Source organism: Bradyrhizobium sp. BR 1433, from assembly GCF_051547665.1.
GTDB classification, from domain to species: domain Bacteria; phylum Pseudomonadota; class Alphaproteobacteria; order Rhizobiales; family Xanthobacteraceae; genus Bradyrhizobium; species Bradyrhizobium australafricanum.
The window spans coordinates 489577-512662 of sequence record NZ_JBPUGG010000001.1; the positions used below are offsets into that span (position 1 = coordinate 489577).

The following is a 23086-nucleotide window of genomic DNA, read 5'->3' on the forward strand; positions in this document are numbered from 1 at the left end:
AGGCAATTCACTCCGGGGTCTGCGATGTCGTCGATTGGTCGCGCAAGGCGGCGGGTATGTTCGCGGCAACAGCGGCCAAAACAAGGCTCGTGACCGAGCCGCTTTTTCTCAGGCCGCGCTGCAAATGCCACGCCAGTTTCACACCCATTTGACGATCCTGAACGACAAACCGCCGGCCGAACATATCGGCCGGCGGTTGCTTTGACGTTTACGAATCCGGGTTAGTGGCGCTTAGCCGCGATCACTGCGCCGCCACGGAAACAGATTGGCCGGGAAGTCCGCGGCGGGCTTGCGCTCGCGCGGTTCGGGGATCACCGGCCGCGCATTCGGATCCTTGACGATGACCTCGCGATAGAGATGCCAGGTGGCGTGACCGAGCAGCGGGATCACCACGGCAAGCCCGAGGAAGAACGGGATCGTGCCCAGCACCAGCAGCACCGCGACGATCAGGCCCCAGGCTGCCATCGGCACCGGGTTCTGTGCGACGGCGCGTATCGACGTCACCATGGCTTCGCCGGCGGTCGACTGGCGGTCGAGCATCATGGGGAAGGCGATCACGCTGATGCAAAGCGCAACGAGCGCGAACAGGAAGCCGACGCTGCAGCCGACCACGATGAGCCACCAGCCTTGCTGGGTGGTCAGCACGCGCGCGGCAAAATCGGGAATGTTGGCCGCGGTCTCATAGCCGAACACCGCCGTGTAGATCGCCTGGGCGGTGGCGATCCAGGTCACGAACAGTGCGAACAGCAGCGTTCCGACCCCAAGGATCGCGCCGAATGATGGTGAGCGGAATACCTCCATGGCATCCCAGGCAGATGCTTCTCCGCCGTCCTCGCGGCGGCGGCTCATCTCGTAGAGGCCGATGGCGGCAAACGGGCCGAGCAGGGCAAAGCCCGCGGCCAGCGGAAACAGCAGGGCAGCACGGAATAGCCGTGCACGGTGCGCGCAAGCACGAGGCCGAGCACAGGATAGATCAGGCAGAGGACGATGGCGTGACTTGGCACCGCCTTGAAGTCTTCCCAGCCGAGACGCAGCGCATGATGCAAATCGGACAGGCCGATGGTGCGGATGACCGGCGCAGACGCGGCGGCTTGTCCGCTCTGCGTCATCGAACTGACATTGCCTTGGTATGACGTGGCCATGGTCGTTGTCTCCCTCTGGGCGGTCGCATCTGGCGCCCGGCACGCGGGCACAAACCTGCCGCCTCTCGAAGCGATCACGATCAAGCCAGACGCGAAAGACAGAGCAGGGGAACTGGCCGTGTCGCGAACTGTAAAACAAGGGTACTCCCAAACTGTGCCAAAAGCACTCACGCTTAAGTGAATGTCGCATTGGCAAGCTATGGAGGGGGCGATAGACTTGAACTGCGACCTCGGTCAGGCGCCCCAAGGCCGTCTGGCCTTCACATCTCAAACTCTTTTGGGAGCGAACGATGAGCATTTTCGGAAAAATCATGGGCGCGATCTTCGGCAGCAGCGCAACCGCTGCGCCCGCCGGCGGAACGGCCACAAGCGCAGCTCCCGCCGGTGGATCCGGCAGCGCATCGTCGTCTCCTGCCGCAGTGCCCGCCGGTGCGGCGCCGGCGCAGTCGGTTGACGTCGCCCCGATTCTCGACAAGGCGGTTGCCGCCAAGGGCGAGAAGCTCGAGTGGCGGACCTCGATCGTCGACCTGATGAAGGCGCTCGACATCGACTCCAGCCTGTCGGCCCGCAAGGAGCTCGCCAAGGAGCTCGGCTACAGCGGCGACACCAACGATTCCGCCAGCATGAACATCTGGCTGCACAAGCAGGTGATGACCAAGCTCGCGGCCAATGGCGGCAAGCTGCCCCCGACATCAAGCACTGACGGGATCATCCTCCCGCGCATAGAAAGGGCCCGCGCCAACGCGGGCCCTTTTTTATCGATTGGCGAACATCTATAGATCGGCCAACAACAACAAGGAGAACGCCCATGACTGATCTCGATCGCCGGACGATGCTTGCGACCGGCGCCCTCGCACTGGCCGGCGCCGCCGCGCAATCCGCGCCTGCCCATGCGGAGGCCGCGCCGAAGGCGATGTTTCCGGTCGCGGCCGTGACGATCCCGATCGTCGGCGCCAGCGAGGTGTTCCAGGTTCGCCGCATCTACTGCATCGGCCGCAACTACGCCGCGCACGCGATCGAGCGCGGTTCGGACCCGACGCGCGAGCCGCCGTTCTTCTTCCAGAAGCCGACGGATGCAATCCAGAATGTCGCGATCGGCACCGTCGCCGATCATCCCTATCCGTCGCTGACCAAGAACTATCACCACGAGGTCGAGCTGGTCGCCGCGCTGAAATCCGGCGGCACCAATATTCCGGCCGACAAGGCGCTCGATCACGTCTATGGCTACGCGCTCGGCCTCGACATGACGCGGCGCGATTTGCAGAACGGCATGGCCGCGGAGAAGAAGCCGTGGGAGATCGGCAAGAGCTTTGACCATGCCGCGGTGCTCGGGCCGATCCATCCGGCTGATAAGACCGGCCATTTCACGCAAGGGGCGATCTCGCTCGCGATCAACGGCACGGTGCGACAGAGCTCGGATCTGAAGAACATGATCTGGAGCGTCGCCGAGCAGATCGCAAAGCTGTCCGAGGCATTCGAGCTGAAGGCCGGCGACATCATCTATTCCGGTACGCCGGAGAACGTCGGCCCGGTAGTCAAGGGCGACGTGCTGCTGTGCAAGCTCGAGGGCCTGCCCGACATGTCGATCAAGATCGTCTGAGGAACGCGGCGCAAAAGCGTTTTCGAGCGAAGTGGATGCCGGTTCGCGTAAAGAAAACGCGTCATAAGGAACAGCTAGAGCCCCGTTCCGATTCCATCGGAACGGAACGGGCTCTAGTGTCCCGAATCCGAAGTTCGCATCATTTGCCGCACCTTCGGAGCGAACTTCGGATTCGATAAGGACACTAGCAAACTTATGATTTTAGTGTGCTTTATGAATGCGAAGTTCGTGAAAGTGGCTGCCGCGCACGAACTTCGCATGCAGCACACTAGCCGGCAAGGTCCGCGTATTCCGGATGCTTGTTGAGGTAATCAACCACGAAGCCGCAGCCGGCGATCACCTTGCGGCCGTCGGCGCGGATCAGCTCCAGCGCACCCTTGACCAGCTCCGATGCGATGCCGCGGCCGCGCAGGGCGCGCGGTGTCTCGGTATGGGTGATGATCACGGCCGCGGGCGTCCGCCGGTAGTTCGCAAAAGCGAGGCCGCCCTCGGTGTCGAGTTCGAAGCGGTTTTGGTCCCTGTTGTCGCGGACGGCGGCCATCGCAAAATCCCGGTTGATTTGCAGGCCCTGATGTAAGCGTGTGAACCCGGCGATGCAAAGCCGCGACCAACCCGCAAATTGGCATTTGTGGATTGACGATATGCGCATTTTGGCCTGCCTGACCGCCGTGTTGCTCGGCGCCGCGTTGACGCTTCCAAACCCGCCGCAAGCCGCCGCCGCCGACGATCCGAGCTGGCAGACCTGCGTCGGCCTGACGACGGCACCCGGCGACCGCGTGGCCGCCTGCACCACGGTGATCGACGGCAAGACCGAGACCGGCAAGCGGCTGGCCGGGGCCTATTGCAATCGCGGCCATGGCCTGACCGAGAAGCGCGAGCTCGATGCAGCGCTCGCCGACCTCAACGAGGCCATCAAGCTCGATCCCGCCTATGCCTGCGCCTATACCAATCGCGGCCGCGTCTACGCCTTCAAGCACGATCTCGATCATGCGATTGCCGACTACGACGAGGCGATCCGGATCGATCCGGCGTTCGCGCTGGCCTACAACAACCGCGGCGATGCCTGGCTCAACAAGGGCGATCTCGACCGCGCGCTGGCCGATCTCAGCCTCGCCATCAAATACAATCCGCAGCTCGCCACCGCCTATGGCAATCGCGGCTTCGTCTACTACCGCAAGCGCGACGCGGCGCATGCGATCGCCGACTTCACCACCGAGATCAAGCTCGGGCCCAACGTGCTCGCCTACATCAACCGCGGCAATGTCTATCGCGATACCGAGCAGCTCGATCGCGCAGCCGCCGATTACGGCGAGGCGGCGAAGATCGCGCCGACCGATGCGCGCGGCTGGCGCAACCGCGGCATGATCCGTCTCTTTCAGGGGGACAACAAGGGCGGGCTCGCCGATTACGACAAGGCGCTGCAATACGATCCGAACGACGTCTATTCCTGGAATAATCGCGGCCAGGCCAAGCTGCGGCTCGGCGACAAGAAGGGCGCGGCGGCCGATTTCCGCAAGGCGCTCGAGCTGCAGCCCGATTTGCAGAGCGCCAAGGGAGCGCTGGCACGGCTCGGCGGAGCGCGGTGACATCTTGCCGGCAACGATCGCTCCTGCCGCGTCGTACGCACGGGGGATAGGCCTTGCGGATGGATGCAGTTCGATTACGTTTGATGACAGACATACGCCCCTGATGCGGCTGGATGGTCGTCTAGTACGGAGTGGCGGAGCCGGCCGCCGACGCATGCCTCTTGTCGGAGGAGGTTCGTCATGTCGGACAATCGTTTCTTCAACACACACCGTCCCTGGGAGGACTGGCTCGGCATGCTGCTCGGCGTGCTGATCATGGTCTCGCCCTGGTTTCCGATGCAGGTGAGCGGCGCCGTCGATATCGAGCGCAGCCACCTCGTCCTCAACAGCTTCATCGTCGGCATGCTGGTGCTCGGCATCGCCCAGCTCGAATATGTCGCGCTGCACCGCTGGGAGGAGGTGGCCAGCATCCTGCTCGGTCTCTGGCTGATGGTATCGCCCATGGTCTTTGGTTACGCCGAGGACCACGCGCTGCAGTTCTGGCACATCCTGCTCGGCGCGCTGGTCGCCTTTATAGGCGCGTTGCAGCTGTGGCAGGACTGGAACCTGAGCGAGCAGGAACTCGCCAAGCACCCGCAGTAGCGGGCTGGGCAGAAAACAAAGGGTTGACCGCCGCCGGCGCGCGGTATCATCGGGCAGCGCCCGGCGGGCCTTGCCGAAGGCGGCGGCTTGGCGATAAACCGGGCGGTACCAATCCCTTGCGGCGCTTGAAGACGCCCGGTTCTGACCGAGGAAACACCCGATGACCGTCCTGACCTTGCCCTGTCTGTTGTGCGTATCGGCGGGGCGGCAATGAGCGGGACGGCTGCTGCCGCGCCGCGCGGCGGGATCGCGCGGGTATCGCGCCGGGTGATGAACCTCGCTTACATCCTGACCCAGAACGCCCGCCGCCACGGCGATCGCCCCGGCTTCATCTGGAACGAGAAGGCCTGGTCCTGGCGCCATATCGACCAGAACGTCTCGGCGCTGGCGGCGGCATTGGCCGCGCGCGGCATCGTCAAGGGCGACCGCATCCTGGTGCATTCCAAGAACTGCGACGAGATGTTCTGGTCGATGTTCGCGGCCTTCCGGCTCGGCGCGGTCTGGGTGCCGACCAATTTCCGCCTGATGCCGGACGAGGTCGCCTATCTCGCGACGGCTTCCGGCGCCAGGGCGTTTCTGTGCCACGCCGACTTCCCCGAGCATGCCAAGGCGGCCGCCAATCCCGCGCTCGAATTCGTCTGGCAGATCGGGGAGGAGGGCACGTTCGGCGAGGCGACGCTCGGCGACGTCATCGCCAAGCACGCCGGCGCTGTGGTCGAGAACGTTGCCGTCGACTATGACGATCCCTGCTGGTTCTTCTTCACCTCCGGCACCACCGGCCGCTCCAAGGCCGCGGTCTTGACCCATGGCCAGATGGCCTTCGTCATCACCAACCATCTCGCCGACTTGATGCCCGGCACCACGGAAGAGGACGCCTCGCTGGTGGTGGCGCCGCTGTCGCATGGCGCCGGCGTACATCAATTGGTGCAGACCGCGCGCGGCGTGCCGACCATCCTGCTGCCGTCGGAGAAGTTCGACATCGCCGAAGCCTTCCGGCTGATCGCCAAGCATCGCGTCAGCAACATGTTCACGGTGCCGACCATCCTGAAGATGATGGTCGAGCATCCCGCCGCCGACCAGCACGACCATTCCTCGCTGCGCTACATCATCTACGCAGGCGCGCCGATGTATCGCGAGGACCAGAAGGCGGCGCTGAACAAGCTCGGCGGCGTGCTGGTGCAGTATTTCGGCCTCGGCGAGGTCACCGGCAACATCACCGTGCTGCCGCCCGGCCTGCACGATCCCGAGGACGGGCCGCATGCGCGGATCGGCACCTGCGGCTTCGAGCGCACCGGGATGCAGGTCTCGATCCAGGGCGACGACGGCAGCGAGCTGAAGGCGCACGAGACCGGCGAGATCTGCGTGATCGGTCCCGGCGTGTTCGCGGGCTACTACGACAATCCCGAGGCCAACGCGAAGGCGTTTCGCGACGGCTGGTTCCGCACCGGCGACCTCGGCCACATGGACGAGGAGGGCTTCGTCTACATCACCGGCCGTGCCTCCGACATGTACATCTCGGGCGGCTCCAACATCTATCCGCGCGAGATCGAGGAGAAGCTCTTAACCCATCCCGCGGTCGGCGAGGTCGCGGTGCTCGGCGTGCCCGATCCCTTCTGGGGCGAGGTCGGCGTCGCCGTCTGCGTCGCGCGCGAGGGCACCGAGGCGGTCGCGGAGGCGGAGCTTGCCGCCTATCTCGCGCCAAAAGTGCCGCGCTACAAGATGCCGAAACGCTTCTTCTTCTGGGAGGCGCTGCCGAAGTCCGGCTACGGCAAGGTGCCGAAGCGGCTGATCCGCGACGAGCTCGAGGCGCGCGGGTTGCTCGAGGTGATCGCCAAATCGACGGGCGCGTGAGGCGATGCGCAGCATCGCCCAGCCTGGCGCTCCGCATCCAGAGCGCATCCAATGGGTCAGCGCGCGCGGCCGCGCCTTCTCATTCGTGCTCGAGGCCGGCATTCCCTTGCTCGAAGCCGTGCGCCGCGGCTTTGCGGCGGAGGGCTTTTGCGGCGGCGTCCTCAGCGCGAAAAGCGGCGCGCTCGGGCCGTTCGCCTATGTGATGCCGGCGCTGTCGAAGGACGGCGTCAACGCCGCGTTCTACAGCGACACGTTCCGTCCCGACGGCGTGACCCGGCTCAAGCTGGCGGCGCTGACCTTCGGCGAACGCGACGGCGCGCCGTTCTTTCATTGCCACGGCCTGTGGACCGAAGCCGACGGCCGTTTCAATGGCGGCCACATGCTGCCGGATGAAACCATTGTCGCCGAGCCGTTCGAGGTGAACGCGTTCGGGATCGACGGCGCGACGTTCCTGGCCGAGGCGGACAGCGAAACCAATTTCAAGCTGTTCGGTCCGGTCGCCAGCGAGCCGCGTGGGGCCAGGACCACGAGCCATGCCTTCGCGCTGCGGCTGAGGCCGAACCAGGATTTTGCCTGCGCGCTGGAAGCCTTCTGCCGCCAGCACGGCATCCTGCGCGCGCGGCTGCATGGCGGCGTCGGCTCGACCATCGGCGCCGTCTTCACCGACGGCCACAGCGTGGTGCCGTTCGCGACCGAGCTCGCGGTGACCGCGGGCGAGATCGCACCGGACGCGGATGGCCGGCTGCATGCCGAGCTCGACATCGCGCTGGTCGACTATCTCGGCGGCATCGCCGAGGGACGCCTGGTGCGCGGCGACAATCCGGTGCTGATGACGATGGAGCTGGCGCTGGAGGTGCTGGCGGAGGCGGAGCAGCCGTAGGGGCGGGCGCTTTCTCCCGGCGGTCGTCCTGGCGTTCGCCGGAGCCGATATCGCGCCGCGGCCTCCGCTGTCCCATAACCACAGACATTCGTTGTCGAAGCGAGCTGTGGCTCCATTCTCGCGACATGAATCGTCCGAGGTTTGCCGCCTTCGCCGCCCTCTCTTGACCAGAGGGCGCAGGGGCCACTCACCGCCGCTTGCGGACATGGATGTTGACGTCGAGGTCGATCTCGCTGACGCAGGTCTGCTCGGTGCGGTGCGATCCGCCCTTGTGCCAAGGACCGTTGCGCAGGCTGATGTCGGTGACGTGAGCGAGGCGCAGGCAGCGCCATTGCGGCAGTTGGCCCGAGCTCGAGCCGCCGAACTGCCAGGCCAGCACGACCTCTTCACCGCTCTTGTTGTGGCCGATGATGTGCGGGCAGAGTTCGCGCGGCCGGCCGTCATAGATGCAGACCGCTTGCTGTTCGTTGAGGATCGCCTTGCGGAAGAGGGCGTAAGCTTTGCTAGCCATGGGACATCCGGCCATCTAGATTGCTGCGGGCTCCTATCATATAAACTAGGCCACCCGCCGTTGTTTCCCCGGATCCGTGCCGATGGCCAGAGGACGACACCGCCCGATCAACATGCCCGCGCCATATCTGAGGCGCGTCTGGCTCGATCCCGAGCGCATTCCCAATCGCAACGCATATCCGTTCGCGCTGCCGCTGCTGCGCGACGAATTCGAGCTCAGCTTCGACATGGCGATCACCATCATCGTCGGCGAGAACGGCACCGGCAAGTCGACACTGCTCGAGGGGATCGCCGTGATGGCCGGCTATGATGACGCCGGCGGCGGCAAGGGCTACATGCCGGTCGATCACAGCAATGCGGTCGAGGAAATGGGTGGCTCGCTTGCGACCGCGCTCCGCGCGAGCTGGCTGCCGAAAATCACCAATGGCTGGTTCTTCCGCGCCGAGAGCTTCTACTCGGTCGCCAGATATCTCGACTCCGTCGCCAGCCCCTATGCTGACTTCCTGTCGTATTCGCATGGCGAAGGCTTTTTGCGCTTCTTCGAGGAGCGCTGCCAGCGGCAGGGCATCTTCATCTTCGATGAGCCGGAATCGGCGCTGTCGCCGTCGCGCCAGATCGAATTCCTCAAGCTGCTGCACCGGATGAACGGCACCGGCCGCTGCCAGGTGATCATGGCCACGCATTCACCGGTGCTGATGGCCTATCCGAATGCGACGCTGCTGCGGCTGACGAAATACGGGCTGGAGCCGGTGAACCTGAGGGACACCGATCATTACAAGGTCATGCGCGAGTTCTGCGACGATCCGAAAGGGTTCGTCGAGGCGGCGATCGAGGACTGACGCCGCTGCCCGGCAGGCTTGCCTCCCGGGGAAGCCGGCGGGTGCGAGTTCGCTCTGGTGCAAGAAGCAGGTTGCCGGTCTAGTCTAGAACCTCCAATCATAAACTGCGGCATGCGCCGGGCGGCGCAGGGCCGACAGACATCGGGAGAGGACCAAGGATGAGGCGGACGATCGCACGGACTTTCGTGGTGGTGGCGGCATTGGCCGTGTTGGGGGCCGCATGGGCCCACGGGCCGACCCGCCAGAAGGTGCGGGAATCGATCGAGATCGACGCGCCGCAGGCCAAGGTGTGGGCGGTGATCGGCAATTTCCAGGACATGAGCTGGCTCGCCGGCGTCACCAAGACCGAGGGCGAGAAGGGCAGCGAGATCGGCGCCACGCGGCGGCTGACGCTGGGGCCCGGCGCCACCGTCGACGAGGAACTTTACAAATACGAACCGGAGATGATGAGCTATTCGTACCGGATCACGGCGGTCGACGTGAAGGTGCTGCCGGTCACCAACTATTCCTCGACGCTGACGGTATCGCCGGCGCCGGACGGCAAGTCGAAGCTGGAATGGGCCGGCGCGTTCTACCGCGGTTTTCCGAACAATGATCCGCCGCCGGAACTGAGCGACGAGGCTGCGGTGAAGGCGGTGAGCGGGCTCTACAAGGCCGGGCTCGAAGCGCTGAAGAAGAAGATCGAGAGCGGGACCTGAGCATGATCCGGAAAAGTGCGAAGCGGTTTTCCGACAAGATCATGCTCAAAACGAGGAGCTAAAGCGCGATGATGGTTTGTCCCAATCTCATCGGGCTTTAGCCGTGCGCGCGATTGCGCTCGTCGCGCTGCTTGCCAGCCTCGGCGCCGCGCGCGCCGAAGAGGCGTTCGTCACCAACCAGCTCAGCGACGACCTCACGGTGGTCGATCTCGCGACCTCGAAGCCAGTCGCGACCATCGCGGTCGGCGGCAAGCCCGCCGGCGTTGCCGTCAGCAATGATGGCCGCTTCGCCTATGTGACCAGCCCGGATGCCAAGGCGGTTACGGTAGTCGACGCGCCGGCGCGAAAGGTGGTGGGCCGGGTCGATGTCGGCGGCGGGCCGCTCGGCATCGCGGTCGCGCCCGACGGCGCGACGGTCTATGTCGCCGACTGGTACGCCGCCGCGGTGCGGGTGATCGATGCCAGAGAGCGGCGTGTCGTCGCAAGTATCGCGGTCGGTGCATCGCCGTCCGGGCTGGCGGTGACACCGGACGGGCTGCTGCTGCTGTCGGCGGATCGCGACGATGACAGCGTCTCCATCATCGATACCGCCTCGCGCGAGCGGAGGGGGATCGTGAAGGTCGGGAGTCGGCCGTTTGGTGTCACCATCGATGCCGATGGCAAGCGTGCCTACACCGCCAATGTCGGCACCAACGACGTCTCGGTGATCGACGTCGCGACCGCGCGCGAGATCGGCCGCGTGCATGTCGGCCTGCGCCCCTACGCGGTGTCGCTGGCGCAGGGCCGCGGCTTCGTCACCGACCAGTATGACGGCAAGGTCAGCGTGTTCGACCTCGTGACGTTGCAGCCCATGAAGCGGATTACGGTCGGCGATTACCCCGAAGGCATCGAGGCGACCGCCGACGGCAAGCGCATCCTGGTCGCGAACTGGGAGAGCAACACGCTGAGCGTGATCGACGCCGCCGAGATGAAGGTGATAGGCGAGGTCAAGGTCGGCGACGGCCCGCGCGCGTTCGGGGCGTTTCTCAGACGGACCGAGTAGGGGGAAGGTGCGTGGGGTGTCCCAAAATATCGAAAACAACCCCATGCAAAGGAGCAGGCTGCCGCCGAGAACTCGGAAAAGCGACTTGACGCGTCGGGCAAATCAGCGGTACGTTTTTATTATTCCGAAATTGTGCAAGCGTCCGCCGCCGCAGGGTAGAGCCAACCGGCCCCTGCGGCCTGTCGCCGAGCCGCGCCCCATTGGCTCACCAGCGCGGCAGGCATATATTATCGGGCAAATAAGCGGAACACAGGGAGGATGCCATGCATCATACCTTGGTGCCCAGTGACCGGGTCGAGCATGTCTGCGTCTTCGGGCGCGATGGCGCCAAGCTCGGGTCGATCGAGCGGCTGATGCTCGACAAGGTGAGCGGAACGGTGGCCTATGCCATCATCAAGACCGGAGGCGTGCTGAGCACCCACCACCACTATCCGGTCAGATGGGCCGCACTGCATTTCGATCCCGTGCGGCAGGCCTTCGAGGCCGAGGTGACGCTGGAGGATTTGCGGTCCGGTCCGTCGGAGTTCGACGGTGACGAATTCGACTGGGGCGACCGCTCGCAGTCGTATACGCACCCGAATTATTGGGCGGTGTAGTGCGCAGTTGAGGCCTGCCGTAGCCCGCATGAGCGAAGCGACATGCGGGAGCGGTCAACTTGTTCGGCTGATAGACCCCGCATATCGCTCCGCTCATGCGGGCTACTAAGCCAGGCACATGATCCAATTCAAGCCCGCTGGCTGGCCTTCCGTCATACCGCGAATTGTCACGCGCGACCTCACCGGCTTGGCCAGATTTCTTCGAGACGTTTTCGATGCGCAGGGCGAAGTCCGCTCCGGCGCGCCAACGGAAATCCGGATCGGAGAACTCGATCATCCTGATCAGCGACGGCGGAGGCGTCCGCGAGGCCATGCCGGCTTTTCTCTATGTCTATGTCCAGAGCGCGGACGAGACCTACCGGCGGGCGATCGCGGCAGGCGCCGAAGCGATCGAGACGCCTGCGGATACGCCCTATGGCGACAGACGAGCGATGGTCAGGGATTCGCTGGGCAAACGTCTGGCAGATCGCCACATACCGCGGCAACTGAGACAGGCAAGCTTTCTGCCTAAACGATCAGTCTTGCTGAGGGCACTCCGAACCGAGGTAGTGCCGGGTCATTGTAGACCCCGGTATGTTTCGCGGCCACTTGCTGGGTAAAGCGCAACCGGGCGATCATTCCAAAAGCTGCGGATTACACCTTGCTACTATGCCCGTTTACTTTTTCTCCCGTTCTCGGCGTGTTACAATCACCAATTGCATGTGTTTTAGAATATTCCGGAGGACCGCCGAAAATGGATCTGGATAAGAAATTGGACGATCGTAACAAGGCGATTGCAAAGCGCCTACGCGAGGCAGACGAATTTTCGGCCGCAGACTTCTTTATAAGCGAACGAGTTGTAAATTCGGTCAATGAGGACAAGATATTTCTAGGCAGCTTCGATCCCAAAAAATACTGAGCGTGCTGCCTTTCACCAAGAACGTCTACGTTGCGATTTGTCCAGCTTGCATCAAGTCGGAGCCAATCTCCAATCTCAAATCGTTTTTGGATCGGAATGCAATTATTCCCGTCCTGAATTCTCGGTACAAGAATTTCCCACCCGCGGTCGTCGACTTGGTACGGCAGAAGGACCATGTCTCTTTTCAGGAGTACGATATTTTCCGATGGTTTTCGGTGATGAGTCTGACACACCGAGGGCTTTGCAGTCACTGTGTTGATGTGCGGCAAAAGGCAATTGTCGAAGCACTGAAAGAGAGCGCTGGGTCAAAGCTCAAGAGTGGAGCGCGACAAGCATTCTACAATCTAAGGCCGTACATCTATCCCGACTATCAGATGCTCGATCAACTTGAGCTGGCGTGCCGAAAGGCCAGTTCTCGCAAGATTAATGAACTCGTCCGCCTTAGCTATGGTGTCCATCAGATACGTACGGCTCAAGCATTTTTCGCTCCGATTACGTTCAGCAACTCGATCTTGAGCAAGATACCAGGCGAAATCTCTGGGCCAAACGATGAGACTGCCGACGTGAAGAGCGAAGCCGTACGCGCTTTAGGACTTACGATTCCTGATGGAGAGTCTCTCGACGCAAGCATTGAGGTGTTGATGGACTATCAGCCTCAAGTCTCCAAAATCGTGTCGGGACTTCTCTCAGACTCTGGTGGATCAGAAGATTCAATTTCGATTGAATTGCTTACGAGAAACATACAGGCGATCAACACGGAGATCGATAGGGTTCAGAATCTGAGGCGATTCATTGCCTTTGAGGCCGCGATTGATTTCTTTAAGAGCAACCGAGCGCTAGTTGTGGGCGGCTTAGCAGCGGCAGCAACAGGCGCGGTGGGTGGGCTCATCGGCTGTGCCGCGTCGATTGTGGGAGCAACAGCCGCTTCTGTCGCCAAGAAGAAGGGTCTAATTCGAGAGGCACCGGCCGCGCGACGTCTTGGCAAAGTGCTCGCTAGAGACACTCAGCCCTACCTAGACAAGTTAATTTCTCTCTACACTGGCGGAGAGCTGCCAGCCGTAAACGTACTGTCGATCCGCCGTAAGCTCTCCAAGGACTAGCAGTTTCTGCTCACTCCGCCGCCTCGCTCGCTGAGCTCTTCCTCGGCTTGCTGTTCGCCTTCTTCAGTACTGGCGCCAAAAACTTGCCGGTGTAGCTGCGCGGGGCCTTGACGATGTCCTCGGGCGGGCCCCAGGCCACGATCTCGCCGCCGCCGTCGCCACCTTCGGGGCCGAGGTCGATGACCCAGTCGGCGGTCTTGATGACTTCGAGATTGTGCTCGATCACCACCACCGTGTTGCCCTGGGCGACCAGCTCGTGCAGCACCTCGAGCAGTTTTGCGACGTCGTGGAAGTGCAGGCCGGTGGTCGGCTCGTCCAGGATGTAGAGCGTGCGGCCGGTGGCGCGCTTTGATAGCTCCTTCGCCAGCTTGACGCGCTGGGCTTCGCCGCCCGACAGCGTCGTCGCCTGCTGGCCGACATGGATGTAGTCGAGGCCGACGCGGTGCAGGGTCTGGAAGGTCTCGCGCACGCGCGGCACCGCCTTGAAGAACTCGGCGGCTTCCTCGACGGTCATGTCGAGCACGTCGGCGATGCTCTTGCCCTTGAACAGCACCTCCAGCGTCTCGCGGTTGTAGCGCTTGCCCTTGCAGGTGTCGCAGGTGACGTAGACGTCGGGCAGGAAGTGCATCTCGATCTTGATGACGCCGTCGCCCTGGCAGGCCTCGCAGCGGCCGCCCTTGACGTTGAAGGAGAAGCGCCCGGGCTCGTAGCCGCGCGCCTTCGCTTCCGGCAGGCCGGCGAACCATTCGCGGATCGGCGTGAAGGCGCCGGTGTAGGTCGCGGGATTCGAACGCGGGGTGCGGCCGATCGGCGACTGGTCGATGTCGATGATCTTGTCGATGTGCTCGAGGCCCTCGATGCGGTCGTGCGGCGCCGCGCCCTCGCTGGCATTGTTCAGCTTGCGCGCGATCGACTTGTAGAGCGTGTCGATCAGCAGCGTCGACTTGCCGCCGCCCGAGACTCCGGTCACGCAGGTGAACAGGCCGAGCGGGATCTCGGCCGAGACGTTCTTGAGGTTATTGCCGCGGGCGTTGACGACCTTGATGGTGCGCCGGTGGTTCGGCGGCCGCCGGTCGGGCACGGGCACCGAAAGCTCGCCGGTGAGATACTTGCCGGTCAGCGATTTCGGATTGCGCATGATCTGGTCGGGCGTGCCTTCGGCCACGATGTGGCCGCCATGCATGCCGGCGCCGGGCCCGATATCGAGCACATAGTCGGCGAGGCGGATCGCGTCCTCGTCATGCTCGACCACGACCACGGTATTGCCGAGGTCGCGGAGTCTCTTGAGGGTGTCGAGCAGGCGGGCATTGTCACGCTGGTGCAGGCCGATCGACGGCTCGTCCAGCACGTAGAGCACGCCGGTGAGGCCCGAGCCGATCTGCGAGGCGAGGCGGATGCGCTGGCTCTCGCCGCCGGACAGCGTGCCGGAGGAGCGCGACAGCGTCAGGTAATTCAGGCCGACGTCGAGCAGGAAGGTCAGGCGCTCGCGGATCTCCTTGAGGATGCGCGTTGCGATCTCGTTCTGCTGCGCGTTCAGCGCCTCCGGCACCGTCTCGAACCATTCGCCGGCGCGCTTGACCGAGAGCTCGGAGATCTCGCCGATGTGCTTGCCGCCGATCTTGACGCACAGCGCCTCCGGCTTCAGGCGGTGGCCGTTGCAGCCTTCGCAGGGCACGTCGGAGAAATACTTGCCGAGCTCCTCGCGCGCCCACTCGCTCTCGGTTTCGCGGTAGCGGCGGTTGATGTTGGTGATGACGCCCTCGAACGGCTTCTTGGTGTCGTAGGAGCGCACCCCGTCCTCGTAGGAGAACTTGATCTCGTCGTCGCCAGAGCCGTGCAGCAGCGCGTTCTGGACCTTCTTGGTGAGGTCCTTCCACTTGGTGTCGAGCGTGAACTTGTAGTGCTTGCCGAGCGCGGTCAGGGTCTGGATGTAGTAGGGCGAGGACGATTTCGCCCAGGGCGCGATCGCGCCCTTGCGCAAGGTCAGCTCCTTGTCGGGGATGACCAGATCCTCGTCGATATGCTGCTCGACGCCGAGGCCGCCGCAGGCCGGGCAGGCGCCATAGGGGTTGTTGAACGAGAACAGGCGCGGCTCGATCTCGGGGATCGTGAAGCCGGAGACCGGACAGGCGAATTTCTCCGAGAACAGGATGCGCTCGGGCCCGCTCTTGTCGTGGATCTTCGCGGTCTTCTTCTTGTCCTCCTTCTTGTCGTCCTGGGCGGCCGCCGCCGGCGCGTCGGCGTATTCGATCACGGCGAGGCCCTCGGCGAGCTTCAGCGCGGTCTCGAAGCTTTCCGCGAGACGCTGGGCGAGGTCGGGACGCACCACGATGCGGTCGACCACGACGTCGATGTCGTGCGGGAATTTCTTGTCGAGCGCGGGCGCCTCCGACAGCTCATAGAACGTGCCGTCGATCTTGACGCGCTGAAAGCCCTTCTTGAGATACTCGGCGAGCTCCTTCTTGTACTCGCCCTTGCGGCCGCGCACGACCGGCGCCAGCAGATGAGACGGGTGCCTTCCGGCAGCGCCAGCACGCGGTCGACCATCTGCGAGACGATCTGGCTCTCGATCGGCAGGCCGGTGGCCGGCGAATAGGGCACGCCGACGCGCGCCCAGAGCAGGCGCATGTAGTCGTAGATCTCGGTGACGGTGCCGACGGTGGAGCGCGGGTTCTTCGACGTGGTCTTCTGCTCGATCGAGATCGCCGGCGACAGACCGTCGATCTGGTCGACATCCGGCTTCTGCATCATCTCCAAAAATTGCCGCGCATAGGCCGACAGCAATTCGACGTAGCGGCGCTGGCCCTCGGCATAGATGGTGTCGAACGCGAGCGACGACTTGCCGGACCCGGACAGGCCGGTGAACACCACGAGCTTGTCGCGGGGAATCTCGACGTCGATGTTCTTCAGATTGTGTTCGCGCGCGCCACGGATCGTGATGGCGCGCGATGAGGAGCCGGCGTTCTGTTGGCGCTTCGCCTTGAGCACTTCATCCATAGCGACAGTTCCGGGCGCATGCTTGGGCGCCTTTTGGGCGCGCATCGCCGGTGATGCCGGGACCTTGCGCCGATGGGGTGTGAAGACTGGAACGTAGGAAGAACGGTGGACAATTTCCAGTGCTGAGTCGCGTCCATCAACGGATAGTTTGCCTGATGGCAGCAGCAGTCAGCAGCGCCGGTTCCGTTAGTGCCTTTTCCAGATCGGATCGGAACGGGAGCTCTGGATTCCTGTTGTGACGCGTTTTCTTGACGCGAGCCGGAATCCATTCCCTCGAAAACGCTCTTACGCAAAAAGGCCGGCGCGAGGCCGGCCTTTCGGTGCGAACTGCCCGCGAATGGCGGTCAGGAATTCGCTCAGTGCCTGGATCAATACTTCGCGACGATCGGGCCGCCGAAGTGATAGTTGACGCCGAACTGGGCGCTGTGCAGCTCAAGCGTACCGGACGGCACGCCGAAATAGTTCTCGCTGTCGAGGCTGCGATACAGGTATTCGCCCTTGATCGACCACTGCGGCGCGATGAACGCCTCGACGCCGGCGCCGACGGTCCAGCCGGAGTGGAAGTTGCTCTGCGAGGCGGTCACGCCGAGCGCGGTGACGCTGACCTCGTTGTTGGCCCAGGCGTAGCCGCCGGTGCCGTAGAACAGCACCTTGTCGACGGCGAAGCCGAGACGACCGCGCACGGTGCCGAGCGAGTCGATCTTGCTGCGGGCGGTGACGCCGAGCGCGGAGACCGATGCGTCGATGTCAGCGCCTGCGGCGTCGACCTCGAGGCCGTACACGATGTTGCCGGCTTGCCAGTTGTAGCCGATGGTGCCGCCGCCGAAGCCGCCTTCCATGCTCGGGGTGCCGGAGTTCTCGCTGGCGTAGCCGCCGAAGCCGCCGACGTAGAAGCCGGTCCAGTTGTAGATCGCGGCCGGCGGCGGAGCCTTCACGTAAGGCGCGCGTGCCGCCATGTCGGCGGCCATTGCCGGTGCAAAAGCGCTCAGTGCAAACATGCCGGCCGAGGCCAGCAAAACATTCCTGATTTTCAAAGTCCGAGTCCCGTTTTCTTGCTCATTTTCTTGTTGTCCCTTCAAAGATTTTGAAGAGAGCGTCACAGCAGTGTCGCGTGACGTGCCGGTGCTTCTACAGAGAAATGCCGGAACGTGTGTATCCGCGAAACCACAACGCACCGAAAACGGCCCCGGTGAGGTGCGCGTGCGCACGCAACGAAAAAGCCGGCGCACAAACAAAAAGGCCGGCGCGAGGCCGGCCTTTCGTCTGGATCAAATTGGCTTGGCGCGATCAGTAGCGCGCGACGACCGGGCCACCCCACTTGTAGTTCACGCGGACGGTGACGAGGTCGACGTCCTGGCTATCGCGGATGGTGCTGTTCAGCGTACCGTTGGGGGCGATCAGGTTGTAGGTCTTGTCCTGCATGAACAGGTGGTCGTATTCGATGCCCGCGGTCCAGTTCGGCGCAAAGCCGACTTCGATGCCGGCGCCGACGGTGCCGCCCCAGCGGGTGTCGCTGGCGCTGCCGACCAGCACGCCGGTTGGGGTGAAGTAGGTGTTGAAGCGGTTGTCGGTCACCGCCGCGCCGCCCTTGGCGTAGAGCAGCACGTTGTTGATGGCGTAACCGATCTGGCCGGTGAACAGGCCGAACGCGTCGATCTTGGACTGGTTGGTGAACAGGCCCGGGAAGATCGCGCTGCCGTTGCTGCCCTTCAGGTCAGCCCAGTCGCCCTGCGCTTCAAGGCCGAACACCCACGTGCCGGCCTGCCAGCGATAGCCGATCTGGCCACCGGCGACGCCGCCCGTTGCATCATGGCAACCGTCCGAGGCGAGGAAGATGCCGGCCGGGAGCTGGTCCCAGCAATTGTGGCTCGAGCCCCAGCCGCCGTTGGCGCCGATGTAAAAACCGGTCCAGTCATAGATCGGGGCAACCACCGGGATCGGGGCAACCACCGGCGGCGGCGCCTTGGTGTAGGGGCGCGCAGCGAGGTCGGCGGCCGCTGCAGGCGCAGCAAACGCAATCAGAGCAACCGTACCGAGCAAAAACTTCTTCATTATCAGTCCCCCAACTCCCTGATCGGCTTCCAAACGGTCCCGAAGCACGATCCCAGACGCGAGCGCCCGCGCCATGGTTGGAGCTATACGCTGATTCAACCGGATACGCAGTCTCCCAAATGCAACACTCGCGGGAGAAGTATCGATAAGGCAAGCTACTGATTTGTTTGCTGTTTTGCTAAATCTTGCAGCCGGGCGTCGGCCTGCGCCGAGATCGACTGCCGCTCCGGCGGCACTGGCCGCTTCTACGGATGGTTGTGGCGAACAAAACTGGAACAGTGCCGGATCCGGTGCTATATCTCGATATCCGTGGATAACCGGCGCGACGGCAAAGGCGGCGAGCCGGCACCGGCGTATAGGGTCATCCACGACGCCTGCGACGTAAGTGGCGAAGGTTGAGAGTGGCGGCCGAATGTCCGGACGCCCGGTTTTTGAGTGGAGATGATGCGATGGCAGGAAGCGTGAACAAGGTGATCCTGGTGGGCAACCTCGGCAAGGATCCGGAAATCCGGCGGACGCAGGACGGCCGTCCGATCGCAAACCTTTCCATCGCCACCTCTGAAACCTGGCGCGACAAGGGCACCGGCGAGCGCAAGGAAAAGACCGAGTGGCACCGCGTCGTGATCTTCAACGAAGGCCTCTGCAAGGTCGCCGAGCAGTATCTGAAGAAGGGCGCCAAGGTGTACATCGAGGGTCAGCTGCAGACCCGCAAATGGACCGACCAGAGCGGCGTCGAGAAGTATTCGACCGAAGTCGTGCTGCAGGGCTTCAACTCCAACCTCACCATGCTCGACGGACGCGGTGGTGGAGGCGGCAGCTTCTCCGATGATGGCGGCAGCGATTTCGGCTCGGCCGGACCGGTCAGCTCGGCGCCGCGCCGCGCCGTCGCCGCGGGTGGCGGCAGCCGCAACAGCGACATGGACGACGACATCCCGTTCTGAGCAGCGGTCGCGCTTCCATCGATTTCGTCAGGCGTCGTTCCGTGAAGATCATTTCCCGGAACGGTCGTTGCGAACTGGACCGGCAATTTCCTCGTGTGGAATATGAGGATAACCCGGTAACTCTCTGTCAGAATGTCGGTGGTTCGACGTATAGGGATGCGGGTTCCCTGGACTTTGACACAGCCAGATGTAAATGATATTTACATTGGCCTGCGGCGTTTAATGCCTGGCCGCCAGCTTCACCCGAGGGCCGCCACTATGAGCCTCGCGCCATTGCTCGAAGCTGCGCCTGCGATCCCGCTCCACGCCTTTGCCGCGATGGCCGCCTTCGTGCTCGGCTCCATCCAGCTCGCCGCCCCCAAGGGTACGCTGCCGCACCGGACCCTGGGCTGGATCTGGGTGATCCTGATGCTGGTGGTCGCCGGAAGCTCGTTTTGGATCCATCAGATCCAGCTGGTTGGTCCCTGGAGCCCGATCCACCTGCTGTCGATCTTCTCGCTCGCCATGCTGGCGCTCGGCGTCACGGCCGCACGGAGCCACAATGTCCGCCGCCACAGGTTCACGATGATCGGCATCTTCTTTGGCGCACTGCTCATCGCCGGGCTGTTCACCTTCATGCCCGGGCGGATCATGCACGCGGTGGTCTTCGGCCACTGACGGGAGAGACAAGTAGCGAATGGCGGGTGGCGAATAGGGGATTTTTCCATTGCTGTTCGCCATTCGCCACGCGCTTCCCGACCAAGCCGTGGGAACCTTGGCGCTCCCCCCGTAAGTGCATGAAAAAACGAACGGAAAAACGGCTTGCCGGAGCCGCGCAAGGGTGGTTATCAGGCCCCCGATGGGCTATATGATTCCCCAGTAGAACCGACCGGATTTCCCCTTTGTCCGATAACGACGACCACAAGCCCGGCGAGCCGCCGGGACCCTCAGATATTCGTCCCGTTTCCATTCTCGACGAGATGAAGAAGTCCTACCTCGATTACGCGATGAGCGTGATCGTGTCGCGTGCGCTGCCTGATGCGCGCGACGGGCTCAAGCCGGTGCACCGGCGCATCCTCTATTCGATGCATGAGCAGGGACATACGCCGGACAAGAAATACGTGAAATCCGCCCGCGTCGTCGGCGACGTGATCGGTAAATATCACCCGCATGGCGACCAGTCGATTTACGACGCGATGGTCCGCATGGCGCAGGATTTCTCGCTGCGCGTGCCGCTGATCGACGGCCAGGGTAATTTCGGTTCGGTCGACGGCGATCCACCGGCGGCCTATCGATATACCGAAGCGCGGCTGACCAAGGCGGCGCTGGCCGTGCTGGCTGACATCGACATGGAAACGGTCGATTTCCAGCCGAACTACGACAACTCCGAGAAAGAGCCGTCGGTTCTGCCGGCCCGGTTCCCGAACCTTCTGGTCAATGGCGCCGGCGGCATCGCCGTCGGCATGGCGACCAACATCCCGCCGCACAATCTCGGCGAGGTCGTCGACGCCTGCGTGGCGCTGATCGACAATCCGGCGCTCACGATCGACGAGCTGATCGACATTATTCCCGGACCGGACTTCCCGACCGGCGGCGTCATCCTCGGCCGCCAGGGCATTCGTAGCGCCTACCATCTCGGCCGCGGCTCGATCGTGATGCGCGGCAAGGTGACGATCGACACCATCCGCAAGGACCGTGAAGCGATCATCATCACCGAGATTCCCTATCAGGTGAACAAGGCGACGATGGTCGAGCGTATCGCCGATCTCGTCAAAGAGAAGAAGATCGAGGGCATCGGGGACCTGCGCGACGAGTCCGATCGTGACGGCTATCGCGTCGTCATCGAGCTGAAGCGCGAAGCGGTGCCCGACGTGGTGCTGAACCAGCTCTACCAATTCACACCGCTGCAGACCAATTTCCCGGCCAACATGCTGGCGCTGGATTCCGGCCGTCCGCAGACGATGAATCTGAAGGACCTGCTCACCATCTTCGTCGCGTTCCGCGAGCAGGTGGTGACCCGGCGGACCAAGTTCCTGCTCGGCAAGGCGCGCGACCGCGCCCACATCCTGGTCGGCCTTGCGATCGCGGTCGCCAACATCGATGAGATCATCCGCGTCATCCGGACCTCGCCAGATCCGAACACCGCGCGCGAGGCCCTGATGTCGCGCGACTGGCCGGCACGCGACGTCGAGGCGATGATCACGCTGATCGACGATCCCCGGCATCGCATCAACGAGGACGGCACGCTGCGGCTGTCGATGGAGCAGGCCAGGGCCATCCTCGACCTTCGCCTGCAGCGCCTGACCGCGCTGGGGCGCGACGAGATTTCCGAAGAGCTCGACAAGCTCGCGGCCGAGATCGCCGACTATCTCGACATCCTGCGCTCGCGCGCCCGCGTGCAGGGCATCGTCAAGACCGAACTGGCCGAGGTGAAGCAGCAGTTCGCCACCCCGCGCAAGACCGTGATCATCGAGCAGGAAGGCGAGGTCGAGGACGAGGACCTGATCCAGCGCGAGGACATGGTCGTCACCGTGTCGCATGCGGGCTACGTCAAGCGCGTGCCGCTGTCGACCTACCGGGCGCAGCGCCGCGGCGGCAAGGGCCGCGCCGGCATGCAGACCCGCGACGAGGATTTCGTCTCGCGCCTGTTCGTGGCGTCCACGCACACGCCGGTGCTGTTCTTCTCGTCGCGCGGCCAGGTCTACAAGGAGAAGGTCTGGCGGCTGCCGATGGCCGCGCCGAATGCGCGCGGCAAGGCGCTGATCAACATCCTGCCGCTGGAGCAGGGCGAGCGCATCACGACGATCATGCCGCTGCCGGAGGATGAATCCTCCTGGAGCAATCTCGACGTGATGTTCGCGACCACCAGTGGCACCGTTCGCCGCAACAAGCTGTCCGACTTCGTCGACGTGCGCCGCTCCGGCATCATCGCCATGAAGCTCGGGGAAGGCGAGGCGATCGTCGACGTCCAGATCTGCACCGAGCATGACGACGTGCTGCTGACCGCCGCCGGCGGCCAGTGCATCCGTTTCCCGGTCACCGATGTGCGCGTCTTCACCGGCCGCACCTCGATGGGCGTGCGCGGCATTGCGCTGCCCGAGGCCGACAAGCTGATCTCGCTGGCGATCCTGCGCCATGTCGAGACCACCTCGGACGAGCGCTCGGCCTATTTGAAGATGCGCCGCGCCGTGGCCGGCGAGGCCGCGACCGAGGAGCCGGTCGAGGCCGAGGGCGAGGAGACCGCGAATGCGATCCAGCTGTCGCAGGAGCGCTATGCCGAACTGTCGGCGGCCGAGCAGGTGGTGCTGACCGTCTCCGTCAACGGCTATGGCAAGCGGACCTCGTCCTACGAGTACCGCACCACCGGCCGCGGCGGCAAAGGCATCGTCGCGATGAGCGTCAACAACCGGAACGGCAACCTGGTGGCGTCGTTCCCGGTCGAGGACGCCGACCAGATCATGCTGGTCACCGACAAGGGCCAGCTGATCCGCTGCCCGGTGGCCGATATCCGCGTCGCCGGCCGCTCGACCCAGGGCGTGATCGTGTTCGACACCGCCGAGGACGAGCACGTGGTCTCGGTCGAGCACATTCCGGAAGAGGAAAGCGGCGAGAACGGCAACGGCGGCTAGCGCCGCCGTTTCGGAGAACCCCAGCCCGAATGCAGCCAACGGGCGCGCAACATGCGCGCCCGCTGACAGGCTCCGCGAAATCCGGCGGCCTGCCTTACGCCCCTAGCCCAAGGGCAACGCCCTATGCTTTGATGGGTCCGGCGGATCTACCGATTTCGGGAGGC

At 63.7% G+C, this 23086-nt stretch carries 20 protein-coding genes and 3 pseudogenes; 16 read left to right on the plus strand and 7 right to left on the minus strand.

Going from position 1 to position 23086, the window contains the following annotated elements; all coding sequences use genetic code 11:
- Positions 1-7: 7 nt before the first annotated feature.
- Together ACSKB9_RS02430 and ACSKB9_RS02435 are read right to left on the minus strand one after the other, a co-directional pair.
- Positions 8-148 (minus strand): hypothetical protein, encoded by a 141-nt coding sequence (locus ACSKB9_RS02430; protein WP_438071458.1) that lies wholly within the window; start codon positions 146-148, stop codon positions 8-10.
- Between the two features lie 83 nt (positions 149-231).
- Positions 232-1142: pseudogene (locus tag ACSKB9_RS02435) on the minus strand (DUF2189 domain-containing protein).
- Positions 1143-1432: 290 nt separating this feature from the next.
- Here ACSKB9_RS02435 and ACSKB9_RS02440 point away from each other — a divergent pair.
- Positions 1433-1831 (plus strand): annotated as a pseudogene (locus tag ACSKB9_RS02440) (DUF3597 domain-containing protein); the annotation flags it as partial.
- Positions 1832-1950: 119 nt separating this feature from the next.
- Positions 1951-2742: a fumarylacetoacetate hydrolase family protein gene (locus ACSKB9_RS02445; RefSeq protein ID WP_069278405.1), complete on the plus strand. Its 792-nt coding sequence runs from the start codon at positions 1951-1953 to the stop codon at positions 2740-2742.
- A 268-nt stretch (positions 2743-3010) separates the two neighbouring features.
- Here ACSKB9_RS02445 and ACSKB9_RS02450 read toward each other — a convergent pair whose 3' ends face one another.
- Positions 3011-3283: a GNAT family N-acetyltransferase gene (locus ACSKB9_RS02450; protein WP_050424520.1), complete on the minus strand. Its 273-nt coding sequence runs from the start codon at positions 3281-3283 to the stop codon at positions 3011-3013.
- A 100-nt stretch (positions 3284-3383) separates the two neighbouring features.
- Between ACSKB9_RS02450 and ACSKB9_RS02455 the strand changes: the two genes are divergently transcribed.
- The 4 genes from ACSKB9_RS02455 (at position 3384) to ACSKB9_RS02470 (ending at position 7641) form a co-directional block, all read left to right on the plus strand.
- Positions 3384-4328, plus strand: coding sequence for a tetratricopeptide repeat protein (locus ACSKB9_RS02455; protein WP_438071461.1), 945 nt, complete (start codon positions 3384-3386; stop codon positions 4326-4328).
- A 180-nt stretch (positions 4329-4508) separates the two neighbouring features.
- On the plus strand, positions 4509-4910 hold the full coding sequence (locus ACSKB9_RS02460) for an SPW repeat protein (protein WP_438071463.1): 402 nt from the start codon (positions 4509-4511) through the stop codon (positions 4908-4910).
- A gap of 210 nt (positions 4911-5120) precedes the next feature.
- Positions 5121-6761, plus strand: a complete 1641-nt coding sequence (locus ACSKB9_RS02465; protein WP_438071464.1) for an acyl-CoA synthetase — start codon at positions 5121-5123, stop codon at positions 6759-6761.
- 4 nt (positions 6762-6765) lie between these two features.
- The gene (locus tag ACSKB9_RS02470; protein WP_438071466.1) at positions 6766-7641 is read left to right on the plus strand and encodes a PCC domain-containing protein; all 876 of its coding nucleotides are present in this window, start codon (positions 6766-6768) and stop codon (positions 7639-7641) included.
- A gap of 187 nt (positions 7642-7828) precedes the next feature.
- Here the strand turns inward: ACSKB9_RS02470 and ACSKB9_RS02475 are convergent, their stop codons facing one another.
- Positions 7829-8152, minus strand: a complete 324-nt coding sequence (locus ACSKB9_RS02475) for a hypothetical protein (protein WP_438071468.1) — start codon at positions 8150-8152, stop codon at positions 7829-7831.
- An 82-nt stretch (positions 8153-8234) separates the two neighbouring features.
- On the opposite strand from ACSKB9_RS02475, the gene ACSKB9_RS02480 reads away from it, so the two are divergent.
- The 7 genes from ACSKB9_RS02480 (at position 8235) to ACSKB9_RS02510 (ending at position 13324) form a co-directional block, all read left to right on the plus strand.
- Positions 8235-8990 carry an AAA family ATPase gene (locus ACSKB9_RS02480; RefSeq protein ID WP_438071470.1) on the plus strand — a complete coding sequence of 252 codons (756 nt, stop codon included), beginning with the start codon at positions 8235-8237 and terminating at the stop codon, positions 8988-8990.
- 158 nt (positions 8991-9148) lie between these two features.
- Complete coding sequence (locus ACSKB9_RS02485; protein WP_438071471.1) at positions 9149-9688, plus strand: SRPBCC family protein; 540 nt, start codon at positions 9149-9151, stop codon at positions 9686-9688.
- A gap of 103 nt (positions 9689-9791) precedes the next feature.
- On the plus strand, positions 9792-10730 hold the full coding sequence (locus tag ACSKB9_RS02490; RefSeq protein ID WP_438071473.1) for a cytochrome D1 domain-containing protein: 939 nt from the start codon (positions 9792-9794) through the stop codon (positions 10728-10730).
- Positions 10731-10993: 263 nt separating this feature from the next.
- Positions 10994-11326, plus strand: a complete 333-nt coding sequence (locus tag ACSKB9_RS02495) for a PRC-barrel domain-containing protein (protein WP_438071475.1) — start codon at positions 10994-10996, stop codon at positions 11324-11326.
- Between the two features lie 215 nt (positions 11327-11541).
- A complete protein-coding gene (locus ACSKB9_RS02500; protein ID WP_438071477.1) occupies positions 11542-11925 on the plus strand; it encodes a hypothetical protein in 384 nt (127 codons plus the stop codon).
- Between the two features lie 134 nt (positions 11926-12059).
- Positions 12060-12224: a hypothetical protein gene (locus ACSKB9_RS02505; RefSeq protein ID WP_438071479.1), complete on the plus strand. Its 165-nt coding sequence runs from the start codon at positions 12060-12062 to the stop codon at positions 12222-12224.
- 2 nt (positions 12225-12226) lie between these two features.
- Positions 12227-13324, plus strand: coding sequence for a hypothetical protein (locus ACSKB9_RS02510; RefSeq protein WP_438071481.1), 1098 nt, complete (start codon positions 12227-12229; stop codon positions 13322-13324).
- Positions 13325-13334: 10 nt separating this feature from the next.
- Here ACSKB9_RS02510 and uvrA read toward each other — a convergent pair.
- The 3 genes and pseudogenes from uvrA to ACSKB9_RS02525 all read right to left on the minus strand — a co-directional run bounded on the left by uvrA (position 13335) and on the right by ACSKB9_RS02525 (position 18373).
- Positions 13335-16321, minus strand: a pseudogene (gene uvrA / locus ACSKB9_RS02515) (excinuclease ABC subunit UvrA).
- Positions 16322-16689: 368 nt separating this feature from the next.
- Positions 16690-17349, minus strand: coding sequence for an outer membrane protein (locus tag ACSKB9_RS02520; protein WP_438080026.1), 660 nt, complete (start codon positions 17347-17349; stop codon positions 16690-16692).
- A 259-nt stretch (positions 17350-17608) separates the two neighbouring features.
- Entirely contained in the window at positions 17609-18373 is a 765-nt protein-coding gene (locus tag ACSKB9_RS02525; protein WP_438071483.1) for an outer membrane protein, read from the minus strand.
- Between the two features lie 449 nt (positions 18374-18822).
- Between ACSKB9_RS02525 and ACSKB9_RS02530 the strand changes: the two genes are divergently transcribed.
- From ACSKB9_RS02530 to gyrA, 3 genes are all read left to right on the plus strand, one after another.
- On the plus strand, positions 18823-19314 hold the full coding sequence (locus ACSKB9_RS02530; RefSeq protein ID WP_038387117.1) for a single-stranded DNA-binding protein: 492 nt from the start codon (positions 18823-18825) through the stop codon (positions 19312-19314).
- A 258-nt stretch (positions 19315-19572) separates the two neighbouring features.
- The gene (locus ACSKB9_RS02535) at positions 19573-19971 is read left to right on the plus strand and encodes a DUF2306 domain-containing protein (RefSeq protein WP_438071485.1); all 399 of its coding nucleotides are present in this window, start codon (positions 19573-19575) and stop codon (positions 19969-19971) included.
- Positions 19972-20195: 224 nt separating this feature from the next.
- Positions 20196-22922: a DNA gyrase subunit A gene (gene gyrA / locus ACSKB9_RS02540; RefSeq protein ID WP_438071487.1), complete on the plus strand. Its 2727-nt coding sequence runs from the start codon at positions 20196-20198 to the stop codon at positions 22920-22922.
- Positions 22923-23086: the final 164 nt, after the last annotated feature.

What these genes read in the sequence shown, in the direction of transcription:
- ACSKB9_RS02445 (WP_069278405.1), top strand. Translation starts at nt 1,951, where the DNA reads ATGACTGATCTCGATCGCCGGACGATGCTTGCGACCGGCGCCCTCGCA.
- ACSKB9_RS02525 (WP_438071483.1), bottom strand. Translation starts at nt 18,373, where the DNA reads ATGAAGAAGTTTTTGCTCGGTACGGTTGCTCTGATTGCGTTTGCTGCG.
- ACSKB9_RS02500 (WP_438071477.1), top strand. Translation starts at nt 11,542, where the DNA reads ATGCGCAGGGCGAAGTCCGCTCCGGCGCGCCAACGGAAATCCGGATCG.
- ACSKB9_RS02485 (WP_438071471.1), top strand. Translation starts at nt 9,149, where the DNA reads ATGAGGCGGACGATCGCACGGACTTTCGTGGTGGTGGCGGCATTGGCC.
- ACSKB9_RS02475 (WP_438071468.1), bottom strand. Translation starts at nt 8,152, where the DNA reads ATGGCTAGCAAAGCTTACGCCCTCTTCCGCAAGGCGATCCTCAACGAA.
- ACSKB9_RS02480 (WP_438071470.1), top strand. Translation starts at nt 8,235, where the DNA reads ATGGCCAGAGGACGACACCGCCCGATCAACATGCCCGCGCCATATCTG.
- ACSKB9_RS02460 (WP_438071463.1), top strand. Translation starts at nt 4,509, where the DNA reads ATGTCGGACAATCGTTTCTTCAACACACACCGTCCCTGGGAGGACTGG.
- ACSKB9_RS02450 (WP_050424520.1), bottom strand. Translation starts at nt 3,283, where the DNA reads ATGGCCGCCGTCCGCGACAACAGGGACCAAAACCGCTTCGAACTCGAC.
- ACSKB9_RS02455 (WP_438071461.1), top strand. Translation starts at nt 3,384, where the DNA reads ATGCGCATTTTGGCCTGCCTGACCGCCGTGTTGCTCGGCGCCGCGTTG.
- ACSKB9_RS02530 (WP_038387117.1), top strand. Translation starts at nt 18,823, where the DNA reads ATGGCAGGAAGCGTGAACAAGGTGATCCTGGTGGGCAACCTCGGCAAG.
- ACSKB9_RS02495 (WP_438071475.1), top strand. Translation starts at nt 10,994, where the DNA reads ATGCATCATACCTTGGTGCCCAGTGACCGGGTCGAGCATGTCTGCGTC.
- ACSKB9_RS02430 (WP_438071458.1), bottom strand. Translation starts at nt 148, where the DNA reads ATGGGTGTGAAACTGGCGTGGCATTTGCAGCGCGGCCTGAGAAAAAGC.
- ACSKB9_RS02470 (WP_438071466.1), top strand. Translation starts at nt 6,766, where the DNA reads ATGCGCAGCATCGCCCAGCCTGGCGCTCCGCATCCAGAGCGCATCCAA.
- ACSKB9_RS02535 (WP_438071485.1), top strand. Translation starts at nt 19,573, where the DNA reads ATGAGCCTCGCGCCATTGCTCGAAGCTGCGCCTGCGATCCCGCTCCAC.
- ACSKB9_RS02465 (WP_438071464.1), top strand. Translation starts at nt 5,121, where the DNA reads ATGAGCGGGACGGCTGCTGCCGCGCCGCGCGGCGGGATCGCGCGGGTA.
- ACSKB9_RS02505 (WP_438071479.1), top strand. Translation starts at nt 12,060, where the DNA reads ATGGATCTGGATAAGAAATTGGACGATCGTAACAAGGCGATTGCAAAG.